This is a genomic window from Streptomyces sp. NPDC088923, from assembly GCF_044749745.1.
GTDB lineage: Bacteria > Actinomycetota > Actinomycetes > Streptomycetales > Streptomycetaceae > Streptomyces.
This window is the reverse complement of the sequence record NZ_JBIVIO010000001.1, coordinates 1,648,738-1,673,903: the sequence shown is the minus strand read 5'-3', so window position 1 is coordinate 1,673,903 and position 25,166 is coordinate 1,648,738. Positions and strand designations below refer to the sequence as shown.

Genomic DNA, 25,166 nt, shown 5'->3' with positions numbered 1-25,166 from the left:
ACGCCCTGCGGGCGCGTACCGCTTCGGACGGTCCCGGTTCAGGCCGTCACGATGTTGACCAGCTTCGGGGCACGCACGATGACCTTGCGGACCTCGGCGCCCCCCAGGGCCGCCACGACACGCTCGTCGGAGAGCGCGATCTTCTCCAGGTCACCTTCGGTGATCTCCGGGGAGACCTCCAGGCGCGCCTTGACCTTGCCCTTGATCTGCACGACGCACGTGACGCTCTCGTCCACGACGTAGGCCGGGTCGGCGACCGGGAAGGCACGGTGGACGACGCTGTCCTCGTGCCCGAGGCGCCGCCACAGTTCCTCGGCGATGTGCGGCGCGAGCGGCGCGACCATCAGCACGAGCGCCTCGGCGACCGGACGGGAGAGCGGGCCGCCGGTCTTCGTCAGGTGGTTGTTCAGTTCGGTGATCTTCGCGATCGCCGTGTTGAACCGCATGGCCTCCAGATCGTGGCGCGTGCCGTCGATCGCCTTGTGCAGCGCGCGCAGCGTGGCCTCGTCCGGGGCGTCCTCGGTGACCGTCAGGGCACCGCTCGCCTCGTCCACGACATTGCGCCACAGCCGTTGGAGCAGCCGGAACTGGCCGACGACGGCGCGCGTATCCCAGGGGCGCGAGACGTCCAGCGGTCCCATCGCCATCTCGTACAGGCGCAGCGTGTCGGCCCCGTACTCGGCGCAGATCTCGTCGGGCGTCACCGCGTTCTTCAGCGACTTGCCCATCTTGCCCAGCAGACGGGAGACCTTCTCGCCCTCGTAGTAGTACGCGCCGTCGCGCTCCTCCACCTCGGCGGCGGGCACGGCGATGCCACGGCTGTCGCGGTAGACGAAGGCCTGGATCATGCCCTGGTTGTAGAGCTTGTGGAACGGCTCGGCGGAGGAGACGTAGCCCAGGTCGAAGAGCACCTTGGACCAGAAACGCGCGTACAGCAGGTGCAGCACGGCGTGCTCGGCGCCGCCGACGTAGAGGTCGACGCCACCGGTCGGCATGCCCTCGCGCGGCCCCATCCAGTACTGCTCGATCTCCGGGTCGACGAACTGCCGCTCGTTGTGCGGGTCGAGATAGCGCATCTCGTACCAGCAGGAACCGGCCCAGTTGGGCATGGTGTTGGTCTCGCGGCGGTACGCGCGGGGGCCGTCGCCCAGGTCGAGGGTGACGTTGACCCAGTCCTCGTTGCGCGAGAGCGGGGTCTCGGGCTCGGCGGTGGCGTCGTCGGGTGCGAAGGTGCGCGGCGAGTAGTCCTCGATCTCGGGCAGTTCGAGGGGCAGCATCGACTCGGGCAGCGAGTGGGCGATGCCGTCCTCGTCGTAGACGATCGGGAAGGGCTCGCCCCAGTAGCGCTGCCGGCTGAACAGCCAGTCGCGCAGCCGGTAGTTGATGGTGCTCTCGCCGAGCCCCCGTGCGGTCAGCCACGGGGTGATCCGCGCCTTGGCCTCGGTGACGCCGAGGCCGTCCAGACTGATGTGCTCGTTCGCGGAGTTGACGAGCTTCGCCTCGTACGAGGAGAAGGCGTCGTCCCACGTGGCGGGGTCCTCGCCGCGGCCGTCCGTGGGGGCGACGACGCAGCGCAGGGGCAGCTCGAAGGCGCGGGCGAAGGCGAAGTCGCGGCTGTCGTGCGCGGGCACGGCCATGATCGCGCCGGTGCCGTAGCCCATCAGCACGTAGTCGGCGATGAAGACGGGGACGCGCTCGCCCGAGACGGGGTTGGTCGCGAAGGCGCCGGTGAAGACACCGGTCTTGTCCTTGGCCTCGGCCTGGCGCTCGACGTCCGACTTGGCCGCGGCCTGCGCCCGGTAGGCGGCGACGGCATCGGTGGGCGTGGCGTGCCCGCCGGTCCAGGCCTCGTGAGTGCCTTCGGGCCAGCTCGCCGGGGTGATCGCCTCGACGAGCTCGTGCTCGGGGGCGAGCACCATGTAGGTGGCGCCGAACAGGGTGTCCTGCCGGGTGGTGAAGACGGTGATGTCCCGCGTCTCGCCCGTGGCGGTGCTGACGGGGAAGTCGACGCGGGCGCCCTCGGAGCGGCCGATCCAGTTGCGCTGCTGGAGCTTGATCGCCTCGGGCCAGTCCAGCCCGTCCAGGTCGTCGATCAAGCGGTCCGCGTAGGCGGTGATGCGCATGTTCCACTGCCGCAGCTTCGCCTTGAAGACGGGGAAGTTGCCGCGCTCGGAGCGGCCGTCGGCGGTGACCTCCTCGTTGGCCAGGACCGTGCCCAGGCCCGGCGCCCAGTTGACCGGTGCCTCGGAGGCGTAGGCGAGGCGGTACTCACTCAGCAAATCGGCGCGCTCGGTGGCGCTCAGCTCCGCCCAGGTGCGGCCGTCGGGAGTGGGACGGGTGCCGGCGGCGAACTGCTCGATCAGCTCCTCGATCGGGCGCGCCTTGCCGGCCTCGGTGTCGTACCACGAGTTGAAGATCTTGACGAAGATCCACTGCGTCCAGCGGTAGAACTCGGGGTCGATCGTGGCGACGGAGCGGCGCTTGTCGTGACCGAGGCCCAGCCTGCGCAGTTGCTGGCGCATGTTGGCCATATTGGCCTCGGTGGAGATACGGGGGTGCGTCCCGGTCTGCACCGCGTACTGCTCGGCGGGCAGCCCGAAGGCGTCGAAGCCCAGGGTGTGGAGGACGTTGTGCCCGGTCATCCGCTGGTAGCGGGCGAAGACGTCGGTGGCGATGTAGCCCAGCGGGTGGCCGACATGCAGTCCGGAGCCCGAGGGGTAGGGGAACATGTCCATGACGTACTTCTTGGGGCGGGCGGCCAGCTCGGGGGAACCGGCCAGGTCACCCGCGGGGTTGGGCGCCTCGTACGTGCCGTGGGCGTCCCAGAAGTCCTGCCAGCGTGCCTCGATGTCGGCTGCGAGGGCCGCCGTGTAGCGGTGCGGCGCGGCCGTCTCGGCGGCGGCGCCGGCGGGCCCGGCTGCGGAGGGGTTCGTCTGACTCATCGGTTCTCAAGACTCCATCGATCGCATCTGCTCCCGGAAACGAAAAAACCCCTCGCACAGGAGGGGACGCCGCGCCGATTCCGGCCACAAAGCCCGGTGGGTTCTCACCGGGAGCCAGGGTGGCGGGGACTGATCAGCGCGGCTCGCTAAGCAGAAGGCGTACGGCACGCATGGCGTCAGGGTACCGCAGTGCCCACGATGCCCGCACAGGATGCCCGGCTCGTGGACGGGCAGCGGGGGCCGGGGCCGGAGGAGCGGGACCGGGCGAGCGGGCGGGGCCGCGCAGGGCGGAACCGTGCGCCAGCCCTCGCCACAAGCGATCGAGCGGGCCACCCGTACCGGGTGGCCCGCTCGATCAAAACACTGTGGAGCTAAGGAGAATCGAACTCCTGACCTCTTGCATGCCATGCAAGCGCTCTACCAACTGAGCTATAGCCCCGCACTCTTCAACGCCTCCGAAGAGGTGTCTCACAGTCGGTGTCACCGGTCCGGCCGGGCCGTTTCCCTGGCGACATCGAGAACTTTAGCCGGTCCCCCGGCCGTCCACCAAATCCATTGCCGACAGCGGCGAATTGCCTGGCTCGCCCCGCTTCCGGCAGTCGATTCGGGCGGGAACGCCGGGGTCAGGCGGAGGCGAAGGAGTAGAAGCGCTTCAGTGTGCAGTGCTCGTCGAGAAGGCGACCGTAGATCGGTTCGCCTTCCAGCTCGCGGTACGTCTCGATCGGGTCGCCGGTGATGATCAGCGCCCGGGCGCACTCCTCGCACCAGTACTGGTAGCGACTGCTGACCGGCTCCATGTCGCGGACGATGGGCGTCCCGCTGCCACACCAGTCGCACTTCCTCCTGTGCGCGCCCAAGCGGTCACCTCCGCCCTTCGCCGCCGGAGGCGGCACAGGCCGGGGGGCCTCCGGGAGAGCGAGAGGGCTCCCCGCAGACGTGCACAGGCATTCCGCGCTCCCTCCTGTGAGGCCCGTCTCCTCTGCCGGGCGTCCGATTCTGCCACGGGCCGGGCCGCCGGGTCAGTGCCGCGGAAATACCGGTACGGACACGGTCCTCCGGCCGACGGTGGGACGGGCACCGGAACGGGGCGGCGCTACGCGTCCCGGTAACGCGAAAGGTCCCACCCGAGGGTGAGACCTTTTCCTGTGGAGCTAAGGAGAATCGAACTCCTGACCTCTTGCATGCCATGCAAGCGCTCTACCAACTGAGCTATAGCCCCGCACGTCCTTCCCGCCTCGCGGGCCGAACAAGAAGAACTTTAGCCTGTGACCAGCCGGAAAGTGAAATCCGGCCCCGGGGCCATGGAATCCGGCCCCGCACCAGCCAGGAGGCCTGGTGGGCTCCGGCCGGCCGGAGCCCACCAGCTCGTGAGGGACACCCCCGCCATCGGCGGGAGTCAGCGCGTCGAGCGATACCCCGGCGAGAGGGGGCACCTCGCGGACCGTCCGGACGGCGGGCGCGAGGCGGAGGGCTCGGGCGCTCGCGCGGTGCCGTAGGTCCCCGGAGGCGAGCTGTCCCCTGTACGGGTTCCAAATTCTCCCCGTAGCGGACATGCGCCGGCCCTCACCACCCTTGCGGGTGAGTCGCGTCGCGAGTTCGCCGGAGTTATCCACAGATTTCGGCGGTTGGTCCGGTGGGGGTTGCGAATCGCGAGAGGATGGATACGGGGTCGCCCCCCAGGGAGGGTGGGGGCTGCCCTGACGCAACCAAGCGGCCGCGCCGAGCTTTAGCCCCTCCCGCCCCCCACCCGCCCGCCCGCCCGCCCCCAACCTCATCGCACTACCCCTCAGCCCCCAGCCCTCACCCCCAGGCCACCCCCCTCAGCCCTCACCCCCCCCCGCCAACCCCCTCAGACCTCATCCCCCAACACCGGCTCCGCCAGCGTCCCCGCGTTGTGCTCCAGCAGCCGCCACCCCCTGGCCCCCTCCCCCAGGATCGACCAGCAGCAGTTGGAGAGGCCGCCGAGGCCCTCCCACTGGTAGGGGTCGAGCCCGATGAGACGGCCGATCGTGGTGCGGATGGTGCCGCCGTGGCTCGTGACGACGAGGGTGCCGTCCTCGGGGAGTTTTTCGGCGTGCGCGAGGACGACGGGGGCGGCGCGCTCGGCGACCTCCGTCTCCAGTTCGCCGCCGCCGCGGCGTACGGGCTCGCCGCGCTTCCACGCCGTGTACTCGTCTCCGTGGCGTTCGAGGATTTCCTCGTGCGTGAGGCCCTGCCAGTTGCCGGCGTAGGTCTCGCGCAGGCCCCGGTCGAAGGTGATCTCCAGGCCGGTGAGCGTCGCGAGCTCACCCGCCGTGTCGGCGGCGCGGCCCAGGTCGGAGGCGATGAGCGCGTCCGGCTGGAGCGAGGCGAGCAGCCGGGCCGCGCGTTTGGCCTGGGCGCGGCCCGTCTCGGTGAGCGGGACGTCCGTGTCGCCCTGGAAGCGGCGCTCCAGGTTCCAGGCGGTCTGGCCGTGGCGCCACAGGATGATGCGGCGCCCGCGCGGTGCGGCCGGAATGGTCACCGCTACTCCCCTTCGATGCCGATGCGGTCGAAGTCCGCGAACTCGGGTTCCTCGGGGGCGGCGGCGAGCTGGGCCGCGTACTCGGCGCCCTTGCCCTTGGTCGCCTTGGCGTCCTCGGGGAGGTCGATCTCGGGGCAGTCCTTCCACAGCCGCTCCAGCGCGTAGTAGACGCGCTCCTCGGAGTGCTGCACGTGGACGACGATGTCGACGTAGTCGAGCAGAATCCAGCGGGCGTCGCGGTCCCCCTCGCGGCGGACGGGCTTGGCCCCGAGGTCCTTGGCGAGCCGCTCCTCGATCGCGTCGACGATCGACTTGACCTGGCGGTCGTTGGGGGCGGAGGCCAGCAGGAAGGCGTCCGTGATCGACAGCACATCGCTGACGTCGTACGCGATGATGTCGTGGGCGAGCTTGTCGGCGGCGGCCTGGGAGGCGGCCTTGATCAGCTCGATGGAGCGGTCCGTGGCGGTCACTGCACAGCTTTCGGGTAGGCGGGCATACAACCTCAAGGGTCTCACGTCGCCCGCCCCCTCCTCTCGGCGGTTTTCCCGGCGGCCGCGCCGTACGGGCCGAAAGGCGGAACGACCGGCCCCCGACGGGGTACGCGGGCGCAGGCCCCACGAACCCTCTCCCCACCCCACCGGTACGGGCCAGAGGCCGACCCGGCCCCACCCGCGCCCCGCACCCGCCCGCACCCGCGCCCGCACGGCCCGGGGGGCGATCTGGCAGAACCACCCGCACGGCCCGGGGCGATCCCGCAGAACCACCCGCACGGCCCGGGGCGGCCCGGCAGAACCACCCGGACCGCCCCACACCGTCACACCGGCCTCCCCGGCCGCTCGCCCTCACTTCCCCGTGTAGTCCTCCCCCAGCACCACCGACACCGGCGCGTTCCCCCCGACCTTGCCCTTCTTGACCGCCGAGTCCTTGAGGCCCAGCGTGCGGGCGATCTCCACGGCCTTGCCCTTCTCCTTCTCCTCGGCGTACGTGACGGCCGAGGTCGCGACCGCGTCCGTGCTGCTGCCGTCGACGAAGGTGTAGCCGCCGTTGACGAGGGTGACGCGGGCCTTCTGCGCGAGGTCCTTCTTCCCCGTCGCGTTGCGCACGGCCACGCGGGTGTCGTCCTCGGAGGCGCCGCCGCCGGTCTTGCCCGTACCGCCGAGCACGTCCTTGACGATCTTCTGGTTCGTCGCCTCGGTGAGCGTGCCGTCCTTCTCGACCGGGAGGACCGTGCTCGTGTAGTCGCCGCCCTTGGCGAGGTCGGAGAGCTTGGCGAGGAAGGCGCCGAGGTCCTTGTCGGTGAGCGGCGGGTCGAGGATCTGCGCGAGCGACTGGATGGTGAGTGTCGCCGACTGCTGATCGCTGGAGATCTTCCGCAGGACACCGCGCATGACGTCCGCGAACCGCTTGAGCTGCGCGCTCTCCGGCTCGCCCTTCGCCTGGTACGTGGCGTAGGCGACGGCCATCGCGCCGCTGAGGCTCTGCGCCTCGCCCTTGTGGACGAGCGGGTCCCCGCCCTTCTTCTTCGGGTCGGGCACGGCCGCGTCCGTGTCGACCTCGATGGTGCCGACCAGGTCGACGAGGTTGCTGAGGTACGGGGTGTCGAGCCGCCATGAGCCCTGGATGTCGGTGCCGAGCAGCCCGTCGAGCGCGTCGCTCGTGCCGCTGGAGCCGTCGTCCGAGACCGATTTGCCGAGCGTCGTGTCGTTGCCGTCCTCGTCGGTGAGCGCGAGGTCCTTGGGCAGCAGGACCGCGTAACCGTGCTTCGCCGTCGTGTTGTCCACGAGCAGCATCGTCGACGAGGCGCCGTCCTTCTTCGTGTTGCGCAGGTGGACCACGAGCACGTCGCGGTTCTGCGGTCCGCTCGCGTCGGCCGCGCCGGAGCCCGAGTCCGAGGAACCGGGGAGCTTCCCCGCGTACCAGAGGTAGCCGACGCCGCCCGCGACGACGAGGGCGAGGACCACGACGAGCGCGATGATCCGGCTGCGTCCCCTGCGGCGCGCCTCCTCGCGGCGCTCGCTGCGGCTTTCGCTGAACTTCAGCCAGTCGATGACGTCTTCGGACTGCTCGGTGGGCTCCTCGATGAAGGAGAACATCTCCGTGCGGTAGTCGCGGGGGTCCTCGCCCGGGGCGGGACCGCCGGGGGCAGCGGGGCGCGGCCGCGGGGGCGCGTCGGTGCGCGGGAGTTCACCGCTCGGCGGGCCCTCGGGGGTCGTCGGCTGCTGCTGCGGAATCCACGCCTTCGGCTCGTCGACACGCGTGTCGGGCGCCTGCTGCCGCTCGTAGGCGCCGGGCGCCTGCTGCCCTTCGTACGCGCCGGGCGCCTGGGGGGCCGCCGGGTTGTCGTAACCGGCGCCGCCGTAACCGGAGTTGTCGTAGCCCTGGCTGTCGTAGCCGGTGTTGCCGTAGTCCTGGTAACCGGCCTGTGGCTGACCCTGCGGCTGGCCCGTGTACGTGCCGTAGGCGTCGTAGCCGTAGCCACCGCCCTGGGCGGCGGGCGGGGGTGGCACGACCGGCTGCTGACCGGTCTGCTGCTGAGCCTGCTGGGCCTGTTGGTAGACGGGGCGGCCGTACGCGTCGTAGCCGACGAGTTCGTACGGACCGGAGCCCTGGCCGCCCTGCCCGTTGCCGTAGGGGTCTCCCTCGTACGGCGGGTACGGGTTGTCTCGGTCGTTCACCGGTGCCCCTCTCGGCTACGCGCCGCGGTACAGCTGTCGCTTGTCGATGTAACGCACCACGCCGTCCGGAACCAGGTACCAGACCGGCGCTCCCCGCGCCACTCTCGCCCGGCAGTCCGTCGACGAGATCGCGAGGGCGGGGACCTCCACGAGGGAGACGCCGCCCGCCGGCAGTCCCGCGTCCGTGAGCTGGTGGCCCGGGCGGGTGACGCCGATGAAGTGGGCGAGCGAGAAGAGTTCCTCGGCGTCGCGCCACGTGAGGATCTGGCCGAGCGCGTCGGCCCCGGTGATGAAGAAGAGTTCGGTACCGGGGTTGAGCGTGCGCAGATCCCGCAGTGTGTCATTCGTGTACGTGGGCCCGCCGCGGTCGATGTCGATCCGGCTGACCGAGAACTGCGGGTTCTCGGCCGTGGCGATGACCGTCATGAGGTAGCGGTCCTCGGCGGGGCTGACCTGCTTCTCGCTCTTCTGCCAGGGCTGTCCCGTGGGCACGAAGACGACCTCGTCGAGGCCGAACTGCATCGCGACCTCGCTCGCCGCCACGAGGTGCCCGTGGTGGATCGGGTCGAACGTGCCGCCCATGACGCCGAGTCGGCGTCGTCGCGTACTGATGGAGCCGCTCGCCGGGCTGCTGACCGGGCCAGTGGGCATGTCCTGCTCTCCCATGCGTGCAGAGCCTACTGTCCCGGCCGGGCGGCGCCCTCCGCGGCCGTTCAGCGGTCGCGGTTGAAGCGCGTGGTGATCCACAGCAGGAGGAGGAGCGCGAAGAGCGCGCCGCCGCCGGTCAGGTAGGGGCTGAGGCTTTCGTGGTTGCCGCCGTGCTCGCCCTCGGCGAGGGGGAGCAACTGGATCGCGGTGCTGGAGAGGCTCATCGTCGGCAGGACCAATCGCGAGGTGAGAGGGGGATAAGTTCGCGCCCATCGTATGCGGGCCGCTCCCGGCCGCTCACGCCGACTCAGTTCCCGGGGGTACGAGGCGTCCGCCGAATGCCGAGCCCTCCTCAGGCCCGGCGCTCGGCGCACCGCGCCGCGGTCAGTCCTCGGACGAGGACCGCTCGCCCGCGTCGGCGGAGCGGGGCGCGTCGGCGGTACGGGGCGTGCCGGGGCCGGCGGTCGTCTCGTCGGTACGATCCGTACCGCCTGTGGCCGCCGCCTCGGCGGAGCGGCTCGCCGGGACGCGCTCCGCCTGCGGCGCCGGGGCGTCCGCCTCGTTCCCCTGCCGGTAGCCGCGCAGCAGGAACCACGCGAGGAGGATCGCCCCGGCCACCATGACGAGCAGGACGGTGCGCAGGAAGTTCCCCGGGCCTGGCTGGTTCGAGATCACCGCGAGCAGGTGCTCGTGGCGGATTCCGGGCGTGCTGTACGTCATGGGGGTGGCTCCTTCGTGTACCGCGGCGGCCCCACGCTAGACGCAGGGGCCGCGCCGCCGGTGCGCGCCCCACCCCGTTTTCCTCTCCCATGACCTCCTTGACCGGCAGGAGACCGTACGGGGACACACGGGGACGCGTAGGGACGGGGCCGCCGGGGCGGGCTCGGCGCTTCGCCCGGCTCAGGTCCGCATCGGCAGCGCGTGCTCGGCGAGCGTGCCGCACAGGGTCGTGGAGGCGTCGGGCGCGTACGGGTCGGTGCCCTGCGCGGGCCCGCGGCCGCTCGCGCGGGCGCCCGCGAGGAGCGGGTGGAGGCGGTCGGCCGACTCGGTGGCGCAGTCGAGCGGGCCCGCCTGGACGGTCGAGGTGAGCACCTCGGCGCGGTGGCCGCGCAGGTCGCCGGGGTCGATGCGGAAGTGGATCTCGCGGCGGACGCTGAGGAGGGAGACGGGCGAGCGGGGCTTCGGGGCGCGGAGCGCGTAGGCGAAGACGTGGTCGGAGGTGACCTCCAGGGTGCCGCCGCGTTCCTCGACGCGCAGGGTGCCGCTGACGCGGGCGGGGTGGCGGGGGTCGGCGAGGCTCACCTCGTGCGGGTCGAAGCGGACGACCCATCCGGTGGCGGCGTGCCGGCCGTCCGGGCGCGGGTTGTCCATGCTCGTGTCGAACTGGCGCCACTGTCCCTCGTCGACGAGCGCGCGGACCGCGGTGGTCGGTCCGCCGGAGAGGACCCGCGGGTCGAGCGAGGAGCTGACGAGGTAGTCGGAGGCGATCCGCAGCGCCTCGATGACCTGGCCCTGTGTGTAGTGCTGGGTCGCGGTCGCGCCCTTGGGCACCGAGATGCCCGCGGCGCCGGTGCGGAAGGTGGCGGCGGGGCTCGCCGCGTAGACGTCGGCGGCGGTGCGGGCGCCGTGGACGGTGTCGGTCGGGGCGAGCGGGATGACGGTCGTGCGCAGCGCCTCGGTGCGGCGCGCCGCGGCCGAGGAGGCGGTGACCTCGCCGGTGCGGACGCCCATGACGACGGCGGTGGCGAAGGCGAGCACGATGACGACGGCCATGACGAGGAGCTGCCGGTTGAGGCCGCGGCGGGGGCGGCTGCGGACGGCGGGGGTGTGCTCGCCCTGGAGGCGTTCGTCGGCGGAGAGTTCCTGGAGGCGGGCAGCGTTGACGAACGATTCGTCGAACACGACGGACCGGTACTCCTCGTCCCTGTCCGGGCCGCCTCCCTCGGGAGGTATGCCCTCAGGGGGTTCCGTTGCCCCTGCCATACCTTCAGCCTAGGTCGTGCGGCGGCGCGGCAAACGTGGTGGTACGTCTGCGGGCGGCGCGTGACCGGATCGGGCCGTACGTGGCGGAGGCGGCGCGGGGCCGGGTCAGGGGGTGCGTGGCGTGGCCTGGACGACGGGGCGGGAGTGGTCCGGGGACGCGGTGGGCGGCTCGGCCGCGTTGGCGCCCCGCTCGCTGCCCGCCGAGGTCGGAGGCGGGGCGAGGGGGTCGTCGCCCGTACCGGAGGCGCCGCGGTAGACGGCGGAGAGGGCGAGGGCGACCATGCCGACGCCGAGGACGAGGGCGAGCATCCAGGCGACCGGGCGGTGCCAGCGGATGCGGCCGCGGTGTTCGAGGGCGCGGGCGTCGCGGTACTCGTCGTATTCCTCGCCGCCACCCCAGTCCGTCAAGGGGTCGTAGGCCTCGGGGGGGTCTCCGCGCTCCTCGCCGAGCCGCCGTCCGCCCCGCCCGTTCGCCTCGGCCTCCGCGCGCGCCTCGGCGGCGGCGAGCAGTCGTTCGACGGCGGAGGGCTCGTGGACCCGGGCGGCCCGTACGAAGTCCTCGTCGAAGACCACGGCGGCGAACTCCTCGTCCGCGCGTCCGTGGTCGTGGTCGTCGTCGGGCTCCCAGCCGTCCGCGAACGGCGCGCCCCCCACGTCCTCCGGCACAGGATCAGAGTAGACCGGTGCGGGCGATTTGGGCAGACGGTAGGAAAATTAGGCGGGCGGTACGGAAATCGGGTGAGGCGATGGCGGGACGGGCCCCGGGCGGGGTGATCGCCGGGGCCCGTCCGCTCGTTCAGCGGACGTGGCCGTCGCCCGTGACGATGTACTTGGTGGAGGTCAGCTCGGGCAGGCCCATGGGGCCGCGCGCGTGGAGCTTCTGGGTGGAGATGCCGATCTCCGCGCCGAAGCCGAACTGGCTGCCGTCCGTGAAGCGGGTCGAGGCGTTGACGGCGACCGTCGTGGAGTCGACCAGCTGGGTGAAGCGGCGGGCGGCGGCCTGCGAGGTCGTCACGATCGCCTCGGTGTGGCCGGAGGACCAGAGCCGGATGTGCGCGACCGCGCGGTCCAGGTCGTCGACGACGCAGGCCGCGATGTCGTACGAGAGGTACTCGGTCTCCCAGTCCTCCGCCGTCGCGGGGACCACGGTGGCGCCGCTGCCGTCCGCGTGGGCGAGGACCCGCTCGTCGCCGTGGACCGTGACCCCGGCCTCGGCGAGCGCGGCGAGCGCTTTCGGGAGGAACGCGGGGGCGATGTCCTGGTGCACGAGCAGCGTCTCGGCCGCGTTGCACACGCTCGGGCGGCTCGCCTTGGAGTTGACGAGGATCTCGACGGCCATGTCCACGTCCGCCTGCGCGTCCACGTAGACGTGGCAGTTGCCCGTGCCCGTCTCGATGACGGGGACGGTGCTGTTCTCGACGACGGTACGGATCAGCCCGGCGCCGCCGCGCGGGATGAGTACGTCGACCTGGCCGCGCGCCCGCATCAGCTCGCGTACCGGGTCGTGGCCCTCTCCGGGCACGAGCTGCACCGCGTCGGCGGGCAGGCCCGCGCCGCCGATCGCGTCGCGGACGACCCGGACGAGCGCGGTGTTCGACTCGACGGCCGAGGAGGAGCCGCGCAGCAGGACCGCGTTGCCCGACTTCAGGCACAGCGCGGCGGCGTCGACGGTGACGTTGGGGCGGGCCTCGTAGATGATGCCGACGACGCCGAGCGGGACGCGGATCTGCCGCAGGTCGAGGCCGTTCGGGAGGGTCGAGCCGCGGACGACCTCCCCGACCGGGTCGGGCAACGCGACGACGCCGCGGACGTCGGCGGCGATGGCGCGGACGCGTTCGGGGGTGAGGCGGAGGCGGTCGACCGTGGCCTCGGGGGTGCCGGCCTCCTCGGCGCGGGCGATGTCGCGGGCGTTGGCCTCGATGATCTCGGCGGAGCGGACCTCGATCGCGTCGGCGATGGCGAGGAGGACGTCGTCCTTGACCGCGCGGGTCAGGGGGGCCAGCTCTGTTGCCGCTGCGCGGGCCCGGTAGGTCGTCTGGGCTACGGGGGTCATCGTGTCGTACGGGGAGAGCTGGGTCATGGCCCGAGCGTAGACCGGGGGCGGGGGCGGGGGCCTCGCGTTTCGGCGGGTGGACGTCGCGGGGTCCGCCCCGGACCCCGGTTTCGGGGCTCCGCCCCGGACCCCGCTCCTCAATCGCCGGAGGGGCTTCTCTTTGTTCAGCTTGGCCGAAAACCGACCCCTACTCGCCCCTTCCCCGGAACGGGTGCACCCCCACCGGCGCCGCCGGGAGCGGGCCCGCGTTCTCCGCCACGCGGTGGTGGTAGGTCTCGCGGTCGATGACCTCCAGGCCGACGATCTCCCAGGGCGGGAGGTGGGCCGTGTGGCGGTGTTCTCCCCACAGGCGCAGGGCGAGGGCCGCCGCGTCGTGGAGGTCGCGGGCCTCCTCCCAGTAGCGGATCTCCGCGTGGTCGGCGGCGTAGCGGCTGGTGAGGAGGAAGGGGTGGTCGTGGGCGAGCTGTTCGAGGGCGCGGCGGACGTCGGGGAGCGGGGTGCGCTCGCCCGAGACGGAGAGCGTCACGTGCCACAGCCGCGCGTGTTTCGGCGCGGGGGCGACCGCCTCCGGCTCGCGGCGGCGTTCCTCCTGCTCCCGCTGCTCCCTGCGCCGCACCTCCACGTTCCGCACGCTGCTGAGCGTCCGGGGCCGTGCCCCTGGCTGTGCTCGTACCACCACGGCCTCCGTCCCGCCGGACCGCGGGCCCCCGCCTGCCGCGAGGGCCGCCCCCTCAAAGTGGAGCAGTCCCGGCGTCCGCGCGAGGGCGTTTTGCCCAAGCGCAACCCGGCGGGTGAGCGCTTTCAGCCGTGCAGGCGCGCTCGGGAACCCGTTCGGGAGGTGAGGCACGGGGAGCGGGTGCGGGGGCTCAGGGGCGGCGCAGCAGGACGAGGTCGTCGCGGTGGACCACCTCGCGTTCGTACTCGGGGCCGAGTTCCTTCGCGAGTTCGCGGGTCGAGCGGCCGAGGAGCCGCGGCAGTTCCTCGGCGTCGTAGTTGACGAGACCGCGTGCCACGGGGCTGCCGTGGGGGTCGCGCAGTTCGACGGGGTCGCCCGCGCTGAAGCGGCCCGTGGCGCCGGTGATCCCGGCGGGCAGCAGCGAGGCGTTCCCCTCGACCACGGCCCGCACCGCCCCCGCGTCGAGCGCGAGCGCGCCCTGCGGGGTGGAGGCGTGCTGGAGCCACAGGAGCCGGTCGGCGTAGCGGCGGCCCGTGGGGTGGAAGTACGTGCCGGTGGCGCTGCCCGCGAGGGCCTCACCGGCGCGGCTCGCCGAGGTGAGGACGACGGGCACCCCGGCGGCGGCGGCGATCGCGGCGGCCTCGACCTTGGTGGCCATGCCGCCGGTGCCGACCCCGGCGCGGCCCGCGCTGCCGATCTCGATGCCTCGCAGCTCGGCGGGGTCGCGGACCTCCGGGACGAGCGAGGTGCCGGGGGCCGCGGGATCGCCGTCGTAGAGGCCGTCCACGTCGGAGAGGAGGACGAGGAGGTCGGCGTGGACGAGGTGGGCGACGAGGGCCGCGAGGCGGTCGTTGTCGCCGAAGCGGATCTCGTCGGTGGCGACGGTGTCGTTCTCGTTGATAACCGGGAGGGCGCCCATCGCGAGGAGCTGGTCCAGGGTGCGGTAGGCGTTGCGGTAGTGGGAGCGGCGGCTCGTGTCGGCGGTGGTGAGCAGGACCTGGCCGACCCGGACCCCGTACCGCGCGAAGGAGGCGGTGTAGCGGGCGACGAGGAGGCCCTGCCCGACGCTCGCGGCGGCCTGCTGCCGGGGCAGGTCGCGGGGGCGGCGCGGGAGGCCGAGCGGGGCGAGCCCGGCGGCGATGGCGCCCGAGGAGACGAGGACGAGGTCCCGTTCTCCCTGCCGGCGCGCGCCCGCGAGGGCGTCCACGAGGGCGTCCACGCGGTCCGCGTCGAGTCCGCCCGAGGCCGTGGTGAGCGAGGAGGAGCCGACCTTGACCACGATCCTGCGGGCCTCGGCCACCCGCTGCCTTGCCGCTGTCACGCGCTGTCCCACTTCCCGGCCCGCGGGCTCCTCGGCCCGGCGGGCCCGCCGTCCGGTGTCCCTCGTACGTACCACTCGTGCCGCTCGTACCGCTCACGCGGCTCATGCCACTCATGCGGCTCGCACCGCTGGTGCGCTCGCGCCGCTCGCCTTCGCCGCGCGTCCGTTCCCACGGCGCGCGACTCCTCGCTGCTCCGGCAATCTAACCGCCGGGGCGGCGCGGGCACCTCCGCGTTCCGTCTGGCGGACGTTTTCCGGGCGTTTCCGGGCGTTCCCGGGTGCCGTGAAGACCGGCGGCGGCCCGGTGACGCGCTCAGGTGTGAGGAATTGGACGCTGCGTGCGAGGGATCACAGGCAACCGTCGTATTCTTCTCACACTCTTCTCAACAATGCCCTCGGGAATGCCCGTCAGGACATGGAAGGGTGGAGTGGAGTCGTCCTCCTGACCGGCGGGTTCGCTGATTTCACGAGCATGATCGAATACCGGACGGGCAGGACGACCGGGCAACGTCACCGGAACTTCCCCCAGTGTTCCCGGTCCGCCGCCCGCAGCCGCTACCCAAAGCGTCGCCATACCGTTGTACCCGACGGTCCGCTTCGCGGCGGGTCCCCCGTCACGCCCCCGTGGCCCTGCTTTCGGATGTGTACGTGTTCTCTTCCCCGATCCGAGTCCTTGGAGTCTGAGTAGTGCCCCCCACCTCTCTCGCTCTTCGCAGTCAGGCCCTCGGCAGACTGCTGCCCACCGTCGTCCTCGCCGCGAGTTTCGTGGCGTCGGCGGTGGGGGCCGCCCTGGCGCTGCCCTGGCTGCTCGTCGGTGCCGCCGCCGTGGGCCTGGTGACCGAACTCGCGCTGCACCGCTGGCTGAAGCAGACGCTCGCGCGGCTCGGACGGTTGCGGGTGGACGCCACGCTGCGCCAGGTGCTCCGCGATCTGCTGCTCGTCGTGGGCGTGGTCCGCACCGCGGGCGCCGAGCACGAGGGCGGCTGGACCGCCCTGCTCCTGGGGCTCCTCGCCGTGTACGGGCTCCACTTCGTCTCGCAGGGCGCCGCGATCCTGGTCCGCAGGACCCGCACGCTCCCCTTCGTGACGCGCAACATCGACACGAGCGGCCTCAAGCTCACCCCCGCGCCGCCCGCGCTGCTGCTGCGCCGGCCGGGGCACCGGCTGCTCGGCTTCGGGCTCCCCGCGACCGTGGGCCTGCTCGCCACCGTCGCCGCCGACGAGACCGTCTGGGCGCTCGCCGGGATCGGCGTCTCGCTCGTCCTCTCGCTCGCCGGGATCATCCGGCTCGCCGTGCACCTGCTGCCCCGGCGCCGCGCGCTCAACGAGGAGCGGGCCCTGGCCTGGCTCGACGAGTGGCTCGCCGCGTACCGCCCGACGACCGGGATGTACTTCTCGGGCGGCGCCTCGTCCGCGTACCAGGCGAACATGTGGCTGGAACCGCTCGCCGCCCTGCCGGGGCGGCCGGTCATCATCCTGCGCGAGCGGTTCATGGTGCAGAAGATCGCCGCGACGGACCTGCCGGTGCTGTGCCTGCCGAAGGTCGCGCACCTCATGCGCATCGAGCAGTCCACGCTGAAGTCGCTCATCCACCCCTCGAACTCGGGCAAGACCTCGCAGGTCCTGCGGATGCCCGGCATCAAGCACGCCTTCGTCAACCACGGCGAGAGCGACAAGCTCTCCAGCTGCAACCCGTACGCGAAGGCGTACGACGAGGTGTGGGTCGCCGGGCCCGCCGCGCGTGAGCGGTACGCCCTCGCGGACGTCGGCGTCGAGGACAAGGACGTCGTCGAGATCGGGCGCCCGCAGCTCAAGGGCATCGACACGGTGGCCCCGGGCAAGTCCGTCACGACCGTGCTCTACGCGCCGACGTGGGAGGGCTGGGACGGGCAGCCGGGCAACACCTCGGTCATCGAGGCGGGCGAGAACATCGTGCGGCGGCTGCTCGCCGACCCGAAGGTGCGGCTGCTCTACAAGCCGCACCCGATGACGGGCTCCGTGGACCCCCGCGCAGGCGCGGCGAACGAGCGCATCCAGGAACTGATCCGCGCCGCGAGCGGCGCTCGCCCGGTGGTGAAGGACGCGAAGGACAGGGGTGCGGCGGAGCTGGAGCGGCTCGCGGCCGAACTCGACCGGCTCACCGCGGCCGACTATCGCGAGGGTTCCGACGAGATGGAGCGCATGCTCGTCCAGGGCACTCCCTCCGGTGGCCGTGACAAGGCCGTCGACGAGGCGACCCGCCGCTGGGAGGAGGCCTACTGGGCCTCGCTGCCCGAGGACGCGCACCAGATCATCACGGGCCCGCGCCCCGCGCTCTACTCCTGCTTCAACCAGGCGGACCTGCTCATCAGCGACGTCTCCAGCGTCGTGTCCGACTACCTCGCGAGCGGCAAGCCGTACGCGGTGGCGAACACGGCGGGTGTCGGCGAGAAGCAGTTCAGGACCGACTTCCCGACCGTGCGGGCCGCGACGATCCTGACCCCGGACGCCGCGCAGATCCCCACGCTGCTCGCGGCGGCGCGGGACGCCTCGCGGGACGAGTTCGCGCGGGCGCGCGGGGAGCTGAAGCAGTACCTGCTCGGGCCCGACGAGCCCAGCTCGCAGTCGCGCTTCGCGCGGGCCGTCGAGGCGCTGTCGGCCAAGGCGCTGGAGCGCGAGGAGCGGCAGCTCGCCCGCGAGGGCGCGACGACGCTCGTCCCCACCCAGGCCGACCGCGCCGCCGCCGCGCGCGCCGCGGTGGCCGAGGGCGAGGAGGAGCGGGACTTCGCCGCGGACGCCCTCGCCCCGGCCGAGCCGGACTCGCTGGAGCGGACGGCGGACTGAGTCCCCGGCCGCGGGAACTGACGGCGGCCCATCCCCTGGTGGTAGGGGGGTGGGCCGCCGTTTCGCGCGTACGGGTCCCGGGCGTATAGGTCCCGGGCGTACGGGCCCCGGGTGGACGGTCCCGGGGCCCCGGTTCCCGCTCAGTCGTGGAGGTGGCGCCAGCCCTGCCAGGCGGACTCGATCATGTCGTCCAGTCCGTACCGCGCGCTCCAGCCCAGCTCGGCGCGGATCGCGTCGGCGGAGGCCACGCAGCGGGCGGCGTCGCCGGGGCGGCGCGGGACGACCTCGGGGACGAGGTCGGTGCGGCCCGTCGTCTTGAGGACGCGCTCGATCATCTCCAGTACGGAACTGCCCTCGCCGCGACCGATGTTGAGCCGCAGCGCGGTCCCCTCGGGCGCCTCGTCGAGGCGGCGCGCGGCGGCGAGGTGGGCTTCGGCGATGTCCTGCACGTGCACGTAGTCACGCACGCAGGTGCCGTCCGGGGTGTCGTAGTCGTCGCCGAAGACGAGCGGCGGGCGGCCCGCGTCGACGCGCTCGAAGATGAGCGGTACGAGGTTCGCCGCGCCCTTGTCGGCGAGGGCGGGCAGGCCGGCGCCGACGACGTTGAAGTAGCGCAGGGCGATGGTGCGCAGTCCGTACGCGACCGAGGCGTCCCGCAGGAGCCACTCGCCGATGAGCTTCGTCTCGCCGTAGGGGGAGATCGGCAGGCAGGGCGTGTCCTCGGTGACGATTTCGGGCTCGGGCACCCCGTACACGGAGGCGGAGGAGGAGAAGACGAGCCGGTCCACGGCGGCGGCCCGCATGGCCTCCAGCAGGACGCGCAACCCCTCGACGTTCTCCTGGTAGTAGTGCAGCGGTCGCTCGACGGACTCGGCGACCTGCTTCTTGCCCGCGATGTGCAGCACGCCGGTCACCCGGTGTTCACCGAGCACCGCGTCCAGCCTCGCCCGGTCGAGCACGCTCCCGGTCTCCAGCGGCACCCCCTCGGGCAGCCGCGCGGCCTCCCCCGTGGACAGGTCGTCGAACACGACGACCGGCACTCCGGCCCCCACGAGCACCCGCACCACATGCGCCCCGATGTACCCGGCACCACCCGTCACCAGCCACGTCATGCTGTCTCCCTCTCTCCCGCCACCTCAGGAGGACAGCCTTCCCGTCCTCGGCGGTGACGCCGTTCCCGTCGCCCCGGGCGACGGCCGTACCGCCTCGCAGCGTAGCGGCGGGTGCGGAGCCGGTGGGGACGCAGGCGGTACGGCCCTCGCGCCTCACGCCTCCTTCGCCCGCATCCCCTCCGCCAGCATCCGCTCCACCAGCCGTTCCGTCGCGTGGCCGTCGTCGAGGTCGCAGAACTCCTCGTGGAAGAGCTGGTAGCGCTCGCTGTAGTCGGCGATGACGCGGTCGATGTTGCGCAGGGCCGACAGGAGTTCCTCGGTCGTGCGGACGAGGGGGCCCGGGGCGTTGCGCTCGAAGTCGAAGTAGAAGCCGCGCAGGGTGTCGCGGTAGTGCTCCAGGTCGTAGGTGAAGAAGACCATGGGGCGGCGCAGGTGCGCGTAGTCGAACATCACGGAGGAGTAGTCCGTGACGAGGATGTCGGCGGCGAGGTAGAGGTCGGAGATGTCCGGGTAGTCGGAGACGTCGAGGACGAAGCCGTCGCCCGCGCCCGTCACGCCGTCCACGGTGTTGGAGTGGCGGCGCACCAGGAGGACGTGGTCGTGGCCGAGTTCGGCGCGGGCGCGCTCGGTGTCGAGCTTGAGGTCGAAGCGGAAGCGGCCCTGGCTGTGGGCGTCGTCGTCGCGCCAGGTGGGGGCGTAGAGGATGACGCGTTTGCCGGGCGGCACGCCGAGGGACTCGCGGATCTCCTTGGCGCGCTCGGCCTGGTCGGGCGCGTAGAGCACGTCGTTGCGCGGGTAGCCGGTCTCCAGGATCTCGCCCTCGAAGCCCATGGAGCGGCGCAGGATCGGGGTGCTGAAGCGGTTCGCGGAGACGAGGAAGGTCCAGTTCCTCGTCTCGGCGCGCAGTTGCTCGTGGTAGTCGGGGTTGAAGGCGGGGGCCTCGATGTCGAGGCCGATCTTCTTGAGCATCGTGCCGTGCCAGGTCTGCACGATGACCTGTCCGGGGCGGCGTTCGATCCAGTGCGGCAGGTGCGCGTTGGTGACGATGTAGCGGGCGCGCGCGAGGGCGTCGAACCACTCCTCGCTCCACAGTCGCACCTTGCGCGCGGTGGGCGGCAGCGCCGCCTGGTCGTCGCGGACGAGCCAGAGCTGTTCGAGGTCGCTGCCTGTGCGGACCAGTTCCTCGTGGACGGCGCGGGGGCTGTCCGAGTACTGCTTGCCATTGTAGCTGATGAAGAGGACGGCGTCGCGCAGCGGTTTGGCGCGGCCCGCCTCGTAGACGTCCCTGCGCAGGCGCGCCTGGTGGTAGACGCCGCGCTCGTCCGTCCGCAGTTCGGAGAGGCAGTTGAGCTGCGGGAAGTCGTGCCAGCGGGCCTGGAGTTCGTAGTCGCGCCCGTCGGCCGTCCCGTGCACGGGGAAGGCGGGCACGGAGAGCCGGTCGATCGTGAAGGGCACGTCGAGCGGCTGCCCGGGGACGCGGAGGAAGAGGTTCCACCTCCCGCTCGCGAGCGGGAGGCGCTGGCGGCGGGACATGCGCGAGGGAGTGAAGCGCGCCTCGAAGCGTCCGCCGGGCAGTGCGCGCACCTCGCCCGTGTGCTCCTCGAAGCGGTCGCGCGCCTTGACGACGAAGGCGGCGCCTTCGAGGTCGAGCGGCGCGCTGCCGCTCAGGGTGTACGTGCCGTCCTGCCACGTCGCCTCGGTGAGGCGGGCCTGGACGGCGCGTCCGACGATCTTGAGGTAGCCGTTGCTGCCGCTCAGGAGCGCGGTCTCGTAGTGCTCGGCGCCGGGGGCGAGGGACGCGGGCAGCCTGAGCTGGAGGTCGGCGAGGCCGTCGCGCACGACGGTGGAGTAGTGGCGGCGCGGGCCCTTGGCGGAGATCACGACGAGGCTCGTGCTCCAGGCCCTGCGGGCGGCGAGGAGGGCCGAGGCGGCGACGGGCGTGGGGGTGCCGGAGGGGGAGCCCGGCTTCCCGCGCTCCGGCGCGGGTACGGGGCGCAGGTCGGCGTCCGCCGTGGCGGTGCCTCCGCTCGCGTCGGCGGCGGCGCGGGCGTCCTCGCGTTCCTGGCCCGCCTCGGCCGTCTCGCCGGTCTCGGCGGCGACGGTCCCCGGGAGCAGCGCGACGGCGTCGAGCGGCACCCGCACGGTGAAGTCGGTCCGCTCGGCTTCGCGCCGTACCTCGGCCTGGTGGTCCTGGGTCTCACCCGTCTTGTGGTTGGTGAGGCGCAGGACCAGCCGGTCGCCCTCGTCCAGCGGGCGGCGCAGGGTGCCCGCGATCTCGACCGCGTCCTCGCCGAGCGCGCGGTGGCCGGTGACGAGCGCGCGTACCCGCTCGACGCGCAGCCGCAGCACTCCGCGTTCGCTGTACGGGAGGAGCCGGTGGTCCTCGTCGAGCCACTGGTACGGGGGGTTGCCCGCCGTGTCGGGGCCCTTCGCCGCGAGCCCGCGTCGCCGCAGAAGCCCACCGCCCGCCATGACGACGCCGACGCGCCACACGCTCTCGCGCCAGCCGCCCTCGGGGCGCAGCCGTGCGGGGTCGAGCAGGTGGCTGAAGCCGGACCAGTCGTAGTTGTGCTGCCTGCGTCCCGCGAGCACGGTCGCCTCGGGGCAGTGGACGTTGCGCGTGGGCAGCACGAGGCGGCGGCCTGTGCCCTCTTCGACGAGGGCGAGCGCCTTGACCGCGCTCAGCGGTCCCGGCTGGTCGATCCGGTCGATCCAGGCGTGGCCGGTGAGCCGCAGCCCGCCCTCCTCCCAGGACAGGGTCCTGAGCGAGGCGAGCAGGTGCAGGTCCCGGTCGATGCGGTGGACCCGCTTGGGCAGTGGCCCGCCGGTGGCGGGGGCGGACGCGTAGGAGACGTACTTGCGCAGCCTGCCGTGGACGCGTCCCCGGCCGCCCGCGCGCTCCTCGGCGAGGACGCCGAGCAGCACCGCGGTCTCGTGCTTGCGGACGAGGAGCCATTTGACGCGGGCCTGCGCGGGCAGCCGGTGGACCGTTTCGGGGTCGACGCGGTCGAGGAAGGTGTTGGCGGCGCGGACGAACGCGGCACGGTACTCGTCGTCGCCCTCGGGGAGGACCTTGAGGAAGGCCCACAGGTCGCTGACGAGGACGTTGCGGTCGAAGGCGGCGCGCAGGCGGGCCGCCTCGGGCTCGGGGCGTCCGGCGAGGAAGCGGCTCACCTGGGTGACGGCGGCGGCCCGGTCCCGTACGGCCCGGGGCTCGGTGCGGCGCTGGGTGATCGACGGGCCGGCCTCGCCCTCGCGCATGCGCCAGTAGTAGACGGGCTCGGAGACGATGTCGACGGCTTCGGCGAGGAAGTGCGCGGGGACGATGACGGGGGTGTCCTCGTAGAGCACGCCGACCGGGAAGCGCAGCCCGTGCCGGGTCCAGAAGTCCTTGCGGAAGACCTTGTTGCACGCGATGCGGTCGGTGAGGAGCTTCTGCTTGCGCGTCACGTGCGTGCGCCGCTCGGCGCCCGCGCCGAGGAAGCGGTGCATGGGCGACTGCCACACGCGCCGGGAGTCGATGTGCCGTACGTTGCCGGTCGCGAAGTCGGAGCCGCTCGCGTCGAGGCTCGCGAGCATGAGCCGGTACGCGTCGGCGGGGACCATGTCGTCGCTGTCGACGAAGGCGAGGAACTCGGCCTCGGGGTGCGCGGCGTCGATCCCGGTGTTGCGCGCCGCGCCGAGCCCCTGGTTCTCCTGCCGCACGAGGCGGAAGCGCGGGTCGCGCCGGGCGTACTCCTCGGCGATGAGGGCCGAGCCGTCCGGCGAGCCGTCGTCGACGACGATCACCTCGATCTCGCGCAGCGTCTGCGCGGCGAGCGAGTCGAGGCACGCCGGGAGGTAGGTCTCTACGTCGTAGACGGGGACGATGACGCTCAGGCGGGGCGGGACGGGAGACATGGCCCCACGCTCCCAGCGGAACGCCCGTCTCGCGCGGAGACGCCGTCCTTCTGGGTGCTTTTGTCGCACTGTCGGCCGATACTTCATGCGGGTTCGGCTGTGGATGAGTACCGGGCCCTTGCGGGGATGCGCGCCCGCGAACGGCCCCCGCCCGCTCGCGGCCCCGTGCCCGCGACCGGCGTCGTGCCCGCGACCGGCACCGTGTCCGCGACCGGCGCGGGGCCCCGCCCACCCGGAGGTGCGCGGGGCCCCGCGGTGCCGGCCGTGGCTCAGAGTTCCCCGAAGGGGTCGAAGCCGTCGAACTGCTTCTGTGCCTCGTCCCGCTCGGCCTGCCGGTCCCTTCGGCGCTGCACCGCGGGACGCATCGGGTCGAGCCGGTGGTCCTCGCCGCGGCGGCCGAGCATCTCGGCGCCCGCGAGCATCGTGGGCTCCCAATCGAAGACGACCGCGTTCTCCTCGGGGCCGATCGCGACCCCGTCGCCGGTGCGCGCCCCCGCCTTCATGAGCGCTTCCTCGACGCCGAGCCGGTTGAGCCGGTCCGCGAGGTAGCCGACGGCCTCGTCGTTGTTGAAGTCGGTCTGCCGCACCCAGCGCTCGGGCTTCTCGCCCCGTACACGGTAGATGCCGTTGTCCTCCAGCGTGACCGTGAACCCGGCGTCGTCGACGGCCTTCGGGCGGATGACGACGCGCGTCGCCTCCTCCTTCGGCTTCGAGGCGCGGTAGCGCGCGACGAGGTCGCCGAGCGCGAAGCTCAGCTCGCGCAGACCGGTGTGCGCGACGGCCGAGACCTCGAAGACCTGGTAGCCGCGCGCCTCCAGGTCGGGGCGGACCATCTCGGCGAGGTCCTTGCCGTCCGGCACGTCGATCTTGTTGAGGACCACGACGCGGGGCCGCTTGTTGAGGCCCCCGTACTGCTTGAGCTCCTCCTCGATGACGTCGAGGTCGGAGACCGGGTCGCGGTCCGATTCGAGCGTGGCGGTGTCGAGGACGTGCACGAGCACCGAGCAGCGCTCGACGTGCCGCAGGAACTCCAGGCCGAGGCCCTTGCCCCGGCTCGCGCCGGGGATGAGCCCGGGCACGTCGGCGACGGTGAAGACCGTCTCGCCGGCCGTGACGACCCCGAGGTTGGGGACGAGCGTCGTGAAGGGGTAGTCGGCGATCTTCGGGCGGGCGGCGGAGAGCACCGAGATGAGCGAGGACTTGCCCGCGCTCGGGTAGCCGACGAGCGCGACGTCCGCGACGGTCTTCAGCTCCAGGAGCAGGTCCCCGGCGTCGCCCGGCTCGCCGAGCAGCGCGAAACCGGGCGCCTTGCGGCGGGCCGAGGAGAGCGCCGCGTTGCCGAGACCGCCGCGACCGCCGGAGGCGGCGACGAAGCTCGTGCCCTGGCCGACGAGGTCGGCGAGGACGTTGCCGGCCTTGTCGAGCACGACGGTGCCGTCGGGGACGGGGAGGACGAGGTCCTCGCCCTCCTTGCCGGAGCGGTTGCCGCCCTCGCCCGGCTTGCCGTTGGTGGCCTTGCGGTGCGGGCTGTGGTGGTAGTCGAGGAGCGTCGTCACGGACTGCTCCACGACGAGGATGACGTCGCCGCCGCGACCGCCGTTGCCGCCGTCCGGGCCGCCGAGCGGCTTGAACTTCTCCCGGTGCACGGAGGCGCAGCCGTGGCCCCCGTTACCCGCGGCGACGTGCAGTTCGACGCGGTCCACGAAGGTGGTCATGGGTGTGCCTCCAGTACTGCGGGTGAAAAGTGCTACGAGTTATGTCAAGGGTGCGGGATCGCGCGCCAGTGGTGCATAACGCGCGAAAGGCGGACTCACTTCCCGCCGGTGCTGTCGGTGGGAGGGAGTCCGCCCTCGCGAAAAACCACGCGTGAGGTCACGCGCCGCCGATACGGCTGATCAGGTGGTGACTGATCAGGCGACGGGGACGATGTTCACGACGTTGCGGCCACGGCTCGTGCCGAACTGGACCGCACCCGCGTCGAGCGCGAAGAGGGTGTCGTCCTTGCCGCGGCCGACACCGGCGCCCGGGTGGAAGTGGGTGCCGCGCTGGCGGACGATGATCTCACCGGCGTTGACGACCTGACCGCCGAAGCGCTTCACGCCGAGCCGCTGAGCATTGGAATCGCGGCCGTTCCGGGTGGACGACGCGCCCTTCTTGTGTGCCATGTCTCCTCAGTCCCTTACTTCGCAGCCGTGGGGATCTCAGTGACCTTGACCGCCGTGTACTGCTGGCGGTGGCCCTGACGACGGCGGTAGCCGGTCTTGTTCTTGTAGCGCAGAATGTCGATCTTCTGGCCCTTGTGGTGGTCGACGACCTCGGCCACGACCTTGATACCGGCCAGCACCCACGGGTCGCTGGTGACGGCCTCGCCGTCGACGAGCAGCAGGGTCGAGAGCTCGACCGTGTCGCCCACCTTGGCAGTGGAAATCTTGTCAACCTCAACGATGTCGCCGACAGCAACCTTGTGCTGGCGACCACCGCTGCGCACGATGGCGTACACGCGGATCTCACTCTCTGTGCTCGAAAACGG

19 protein-coding genes and 2 tRNA genes are annotated in these 25,166 nt (G+C 72.3%); 1 reads left to right on the top strand and 20 read right to left on the bottom strand.

All coding sequences use genetic code 11. From position 1 onward, the window contains the following. Nucleotides 1-38 precede the first annotated feature (38 nt). The 15 genes from leuS to proB form a co-directional block, all read right to left on the bottom strand. Nucleotides 39-2,942: a leucine--tRNA ligase gene (leuS, locus tag ACIP4O_RS07595; RefSeq protein WP_401572689.1), complete on the bottom strand. Its 2,904-nt coding sequence runs from the start codon at nt 2,940-2,942 to the stop codon at nt 39-41. Nucleotides 2,943-3,308: 366 nt separating this feature from the next. Further along, a tRNA-Ala gene (locus ACIP4O_RS07590) sits at nt 3,309-3,381 on the bottom strand. 184 nt (nt 3,382-3,565) lie between these two features. Then, nucleotides 3,566-3,799, bottom strand: a complete 234-nt coding sequence (locus tag ACIP4O_RS07585; RefSeq protein WP_401572687.1) for a hypothetical protein — start codon at nt 3,797-3,799, stop codon at nt 3,566-3,568. A 289-nt stretch (nt 3,800-4,088) separates the two neighbouring features. Next, nucleotides 4,089-4,161: transfer RNA gene (locus ACIP4O_RS07580), tRNA-Ala, on the bottom strand. 630 nt (nt 4,162-4,791) lie between these two features. Beyond that, the gene (locus ACIP4O_RS07575; RefSeq protein ID WP_401572685.1) at nt 4,792-5,445 is read right to left on the bottom strand and encodes a histidine phosphatase family protein; all 654 of its coding nucleotides are present in this window, start codon (nt 5,443-5,445) and stop codon (nt 4,792-4,794) included. 2 nt (nt 5,446-5,447) lie between these two features. Further along, nucleotides 5,448-5,915: a ribosome silencing factor gene (rsfS, locus tag ACIP4O_RS07570; protein ID WP_007827137.1), complete on the bottom strand. Its 468-nt coding sequence runs from the start codon at nt 5,913-5,915 to the stop codon at nt 5,448-5,450. 372 nt (nt 5,916-6,287) lie between these two features. Further along, on the bottom strand, nt 6,288-8,120 hold the full coding sequence (locus ACIP4O_RS07565; RefSeq protein WP_401572683.1) for an LCP family protein: 1,833 nt from the start codon (nt 8,118-8,120) through the stop codon (nt 6,288-6,290). Nucleotides 8,121-8,135: 15 nt separating this feature from the next. Further along, on the bottom strand, nt 8,136-8,786 hold the full coding sequence (gene nadD, locus ACIP4O_RS07560; RefSeq protein WP_164290994.1) for a nicotinate-nucleotide adenylyltransferase: 651 nt from the start codon (nt 8,784-8,786) through the stop codon (nt 8,136-8,138). A 47-nt stretch (nt 8,787-8,833) separates the two neighbouring features. After that, on the bottom strand, nt 8,834-8,992 hold the full coding sequence (locus ACIP4O_RS07555) for a hypothetical protein (RefSeq protein ID WP_010286342.1): 159 nt from the start codon (nt 8,990-8,992) through the stop codon (nt 8,834-8,836). Between the two features lie 160 nt (nt 8,993-9,152). Then, nucleotides 9,153-9,488, bottom strand: coding sequence for a hypothetical protein (locus ACIP4O_RS07550; protein WP_401572681.1), 336 nt, complete (start codon nt 9,486-9,488; stop codon nt 9,153-9,155). Nucleotides 9,489-9,668: 180 nt separating this feature from the next. Next, nucleotides 9,669-10,751 (bottom strand): hypothetical protein, encoded by a 1,083-nt coding sequence (locus tag ACIP4O_RS07545; RefSeq protein ID WP_401572679.1) that lies wholly within the window; start codon nt 10,749-10,751, stop codon nt 9,669-9,671. A gap of 105 nt (nt 10,752-10,856) precedes the next feature. Then, a complete protein-coding gene (locus ACIP4O_RS07540; protein WP_401572677.1) occupies nt 10,857-11,417 on the bottom strand; it encodes a hypothetical protein in 561 nt (186 codons plus the stop codon). Nucleotides 11,418-11,547: 130 nt separating this feature from the next. After that, nucleotides 11,548-12,831: a glutamate-5-semialdehyde dehydrogenase gene (locus tag ACIP4O_RS07535; RefSeq protein ID WP_401572675.1), complete on the bottom strand. Its 1,284-nt coding sequence runs from the start codon at nt 12,829-12,831 to the stop codon at nt 11,548-11,550. Nucleotides 12,832-12,991: 160 nt separating this feature from the next. Further along, the gene (locus tag ACIP4O_RS07530) at nt 12,992-13,480 is read right to left on the bottom strand and encodes a hypothetical protein (protein WP_401573879.1); all 489 of its coding nucleotides are present in this window, start codon (nt 13,478-13,480) and stop codon (nt 12,992-12,994) included. Between the two features lie 190 nt (nt 13,481-13,670). After that, entirely contained in the window at nt 13,671-14,780 is a 1,110-nt protein-coding gene (gene proB, locus ACIP4O_RS07525) for a glutamate 5-kinase (protein WP_401573877.1), read from the bottom strand. A 708-nt stretch (nt 14,781-15,488) separates the two neighbouring features. On the opposite strand from proB, the gene ACIP4O_RS07520 reads away from it, so the two are divergent. Next, nucleotides 15,489-17,624, top strand: a complete 2,136-nt coding sequence (locus ACIP4O_RS07520) for a hypothetical protein (RefSeq protein WP_401572673.1) — start codon at nt 15,489-15,491, stop codon at nt 17,622-17,624. 140 nt (nt 17,625-17,764) lie between these two features. Here ACIP4O_RS07520 and galE read toward each other — a convergent pair whose 3' ends face one another. From galE to rplU, 5 genes are all read right to left on the bottom strand, one after another. Continuing rightward, the gene (galE, locus tag ACIP4O_RS07515; protein ID WP_401572671.1) at nt 17,765-18,736 is read right to left on the bottom strand and encodes a UDP-glucose 4-epimerase GalE; all 972 of its coding nucleotides are present in this window, start codon (nt 18,734-18,736) and stop codon (nt 17,765-17,767) included. A gap of 153 nt (nt 18,737-18,889) precedes the next feature. Further along, nucleotides 18,890-22,636 (bottom strand): CDP-glycerol glycerophosphotransferase family protein, encoded by a 3,747-nt coding sequence (locus ACIP4O_RS07510; protein WP_401572669.1) that lies wholly within the window; start codon nt 22,634-22,636, stop codon nt 18,890-18,892. A gap of 269 nt (nt 22,637-22,905) precedes the next feature. Next, on the bottom strand, nt 22,906-24,351 hold the full coding sequence (gene obgE, locus ACIP4O_RS07505; protein WP_401572667.1) for a GTPase ObgE: 1,446 nt from the start codon (nt 24,349-24,351) through the stop codon (nt 22,906-22,908). Nucleotides 24,352-24,546: 195 nt separating this feature from the next. Next, nucleotides 24,547-24,801, bottom strand: coding sequence for a 50S ribosomal protein L27 (rpmA, locus tag ACIP4O_RS07500; protein WP_007827117.1), 255 nt, complete (start codon nt 24,799-24,801; stop codon nt 24,547-24,549). 14 nt (nt 24,802-24,815) lie between these two features. After that, entirely contained in the window at nt 24,816-25,136 is a 321-nt protein-coding gene (gene rplU / locus ACIP4O_RS07495) for a 50S ribosomal protein L21 (RefSeq protein ID WP_401572665.1), read from the bottom strand. Nucleotides 25,137-25,166 lie beyond the last annotated feature (30 nt).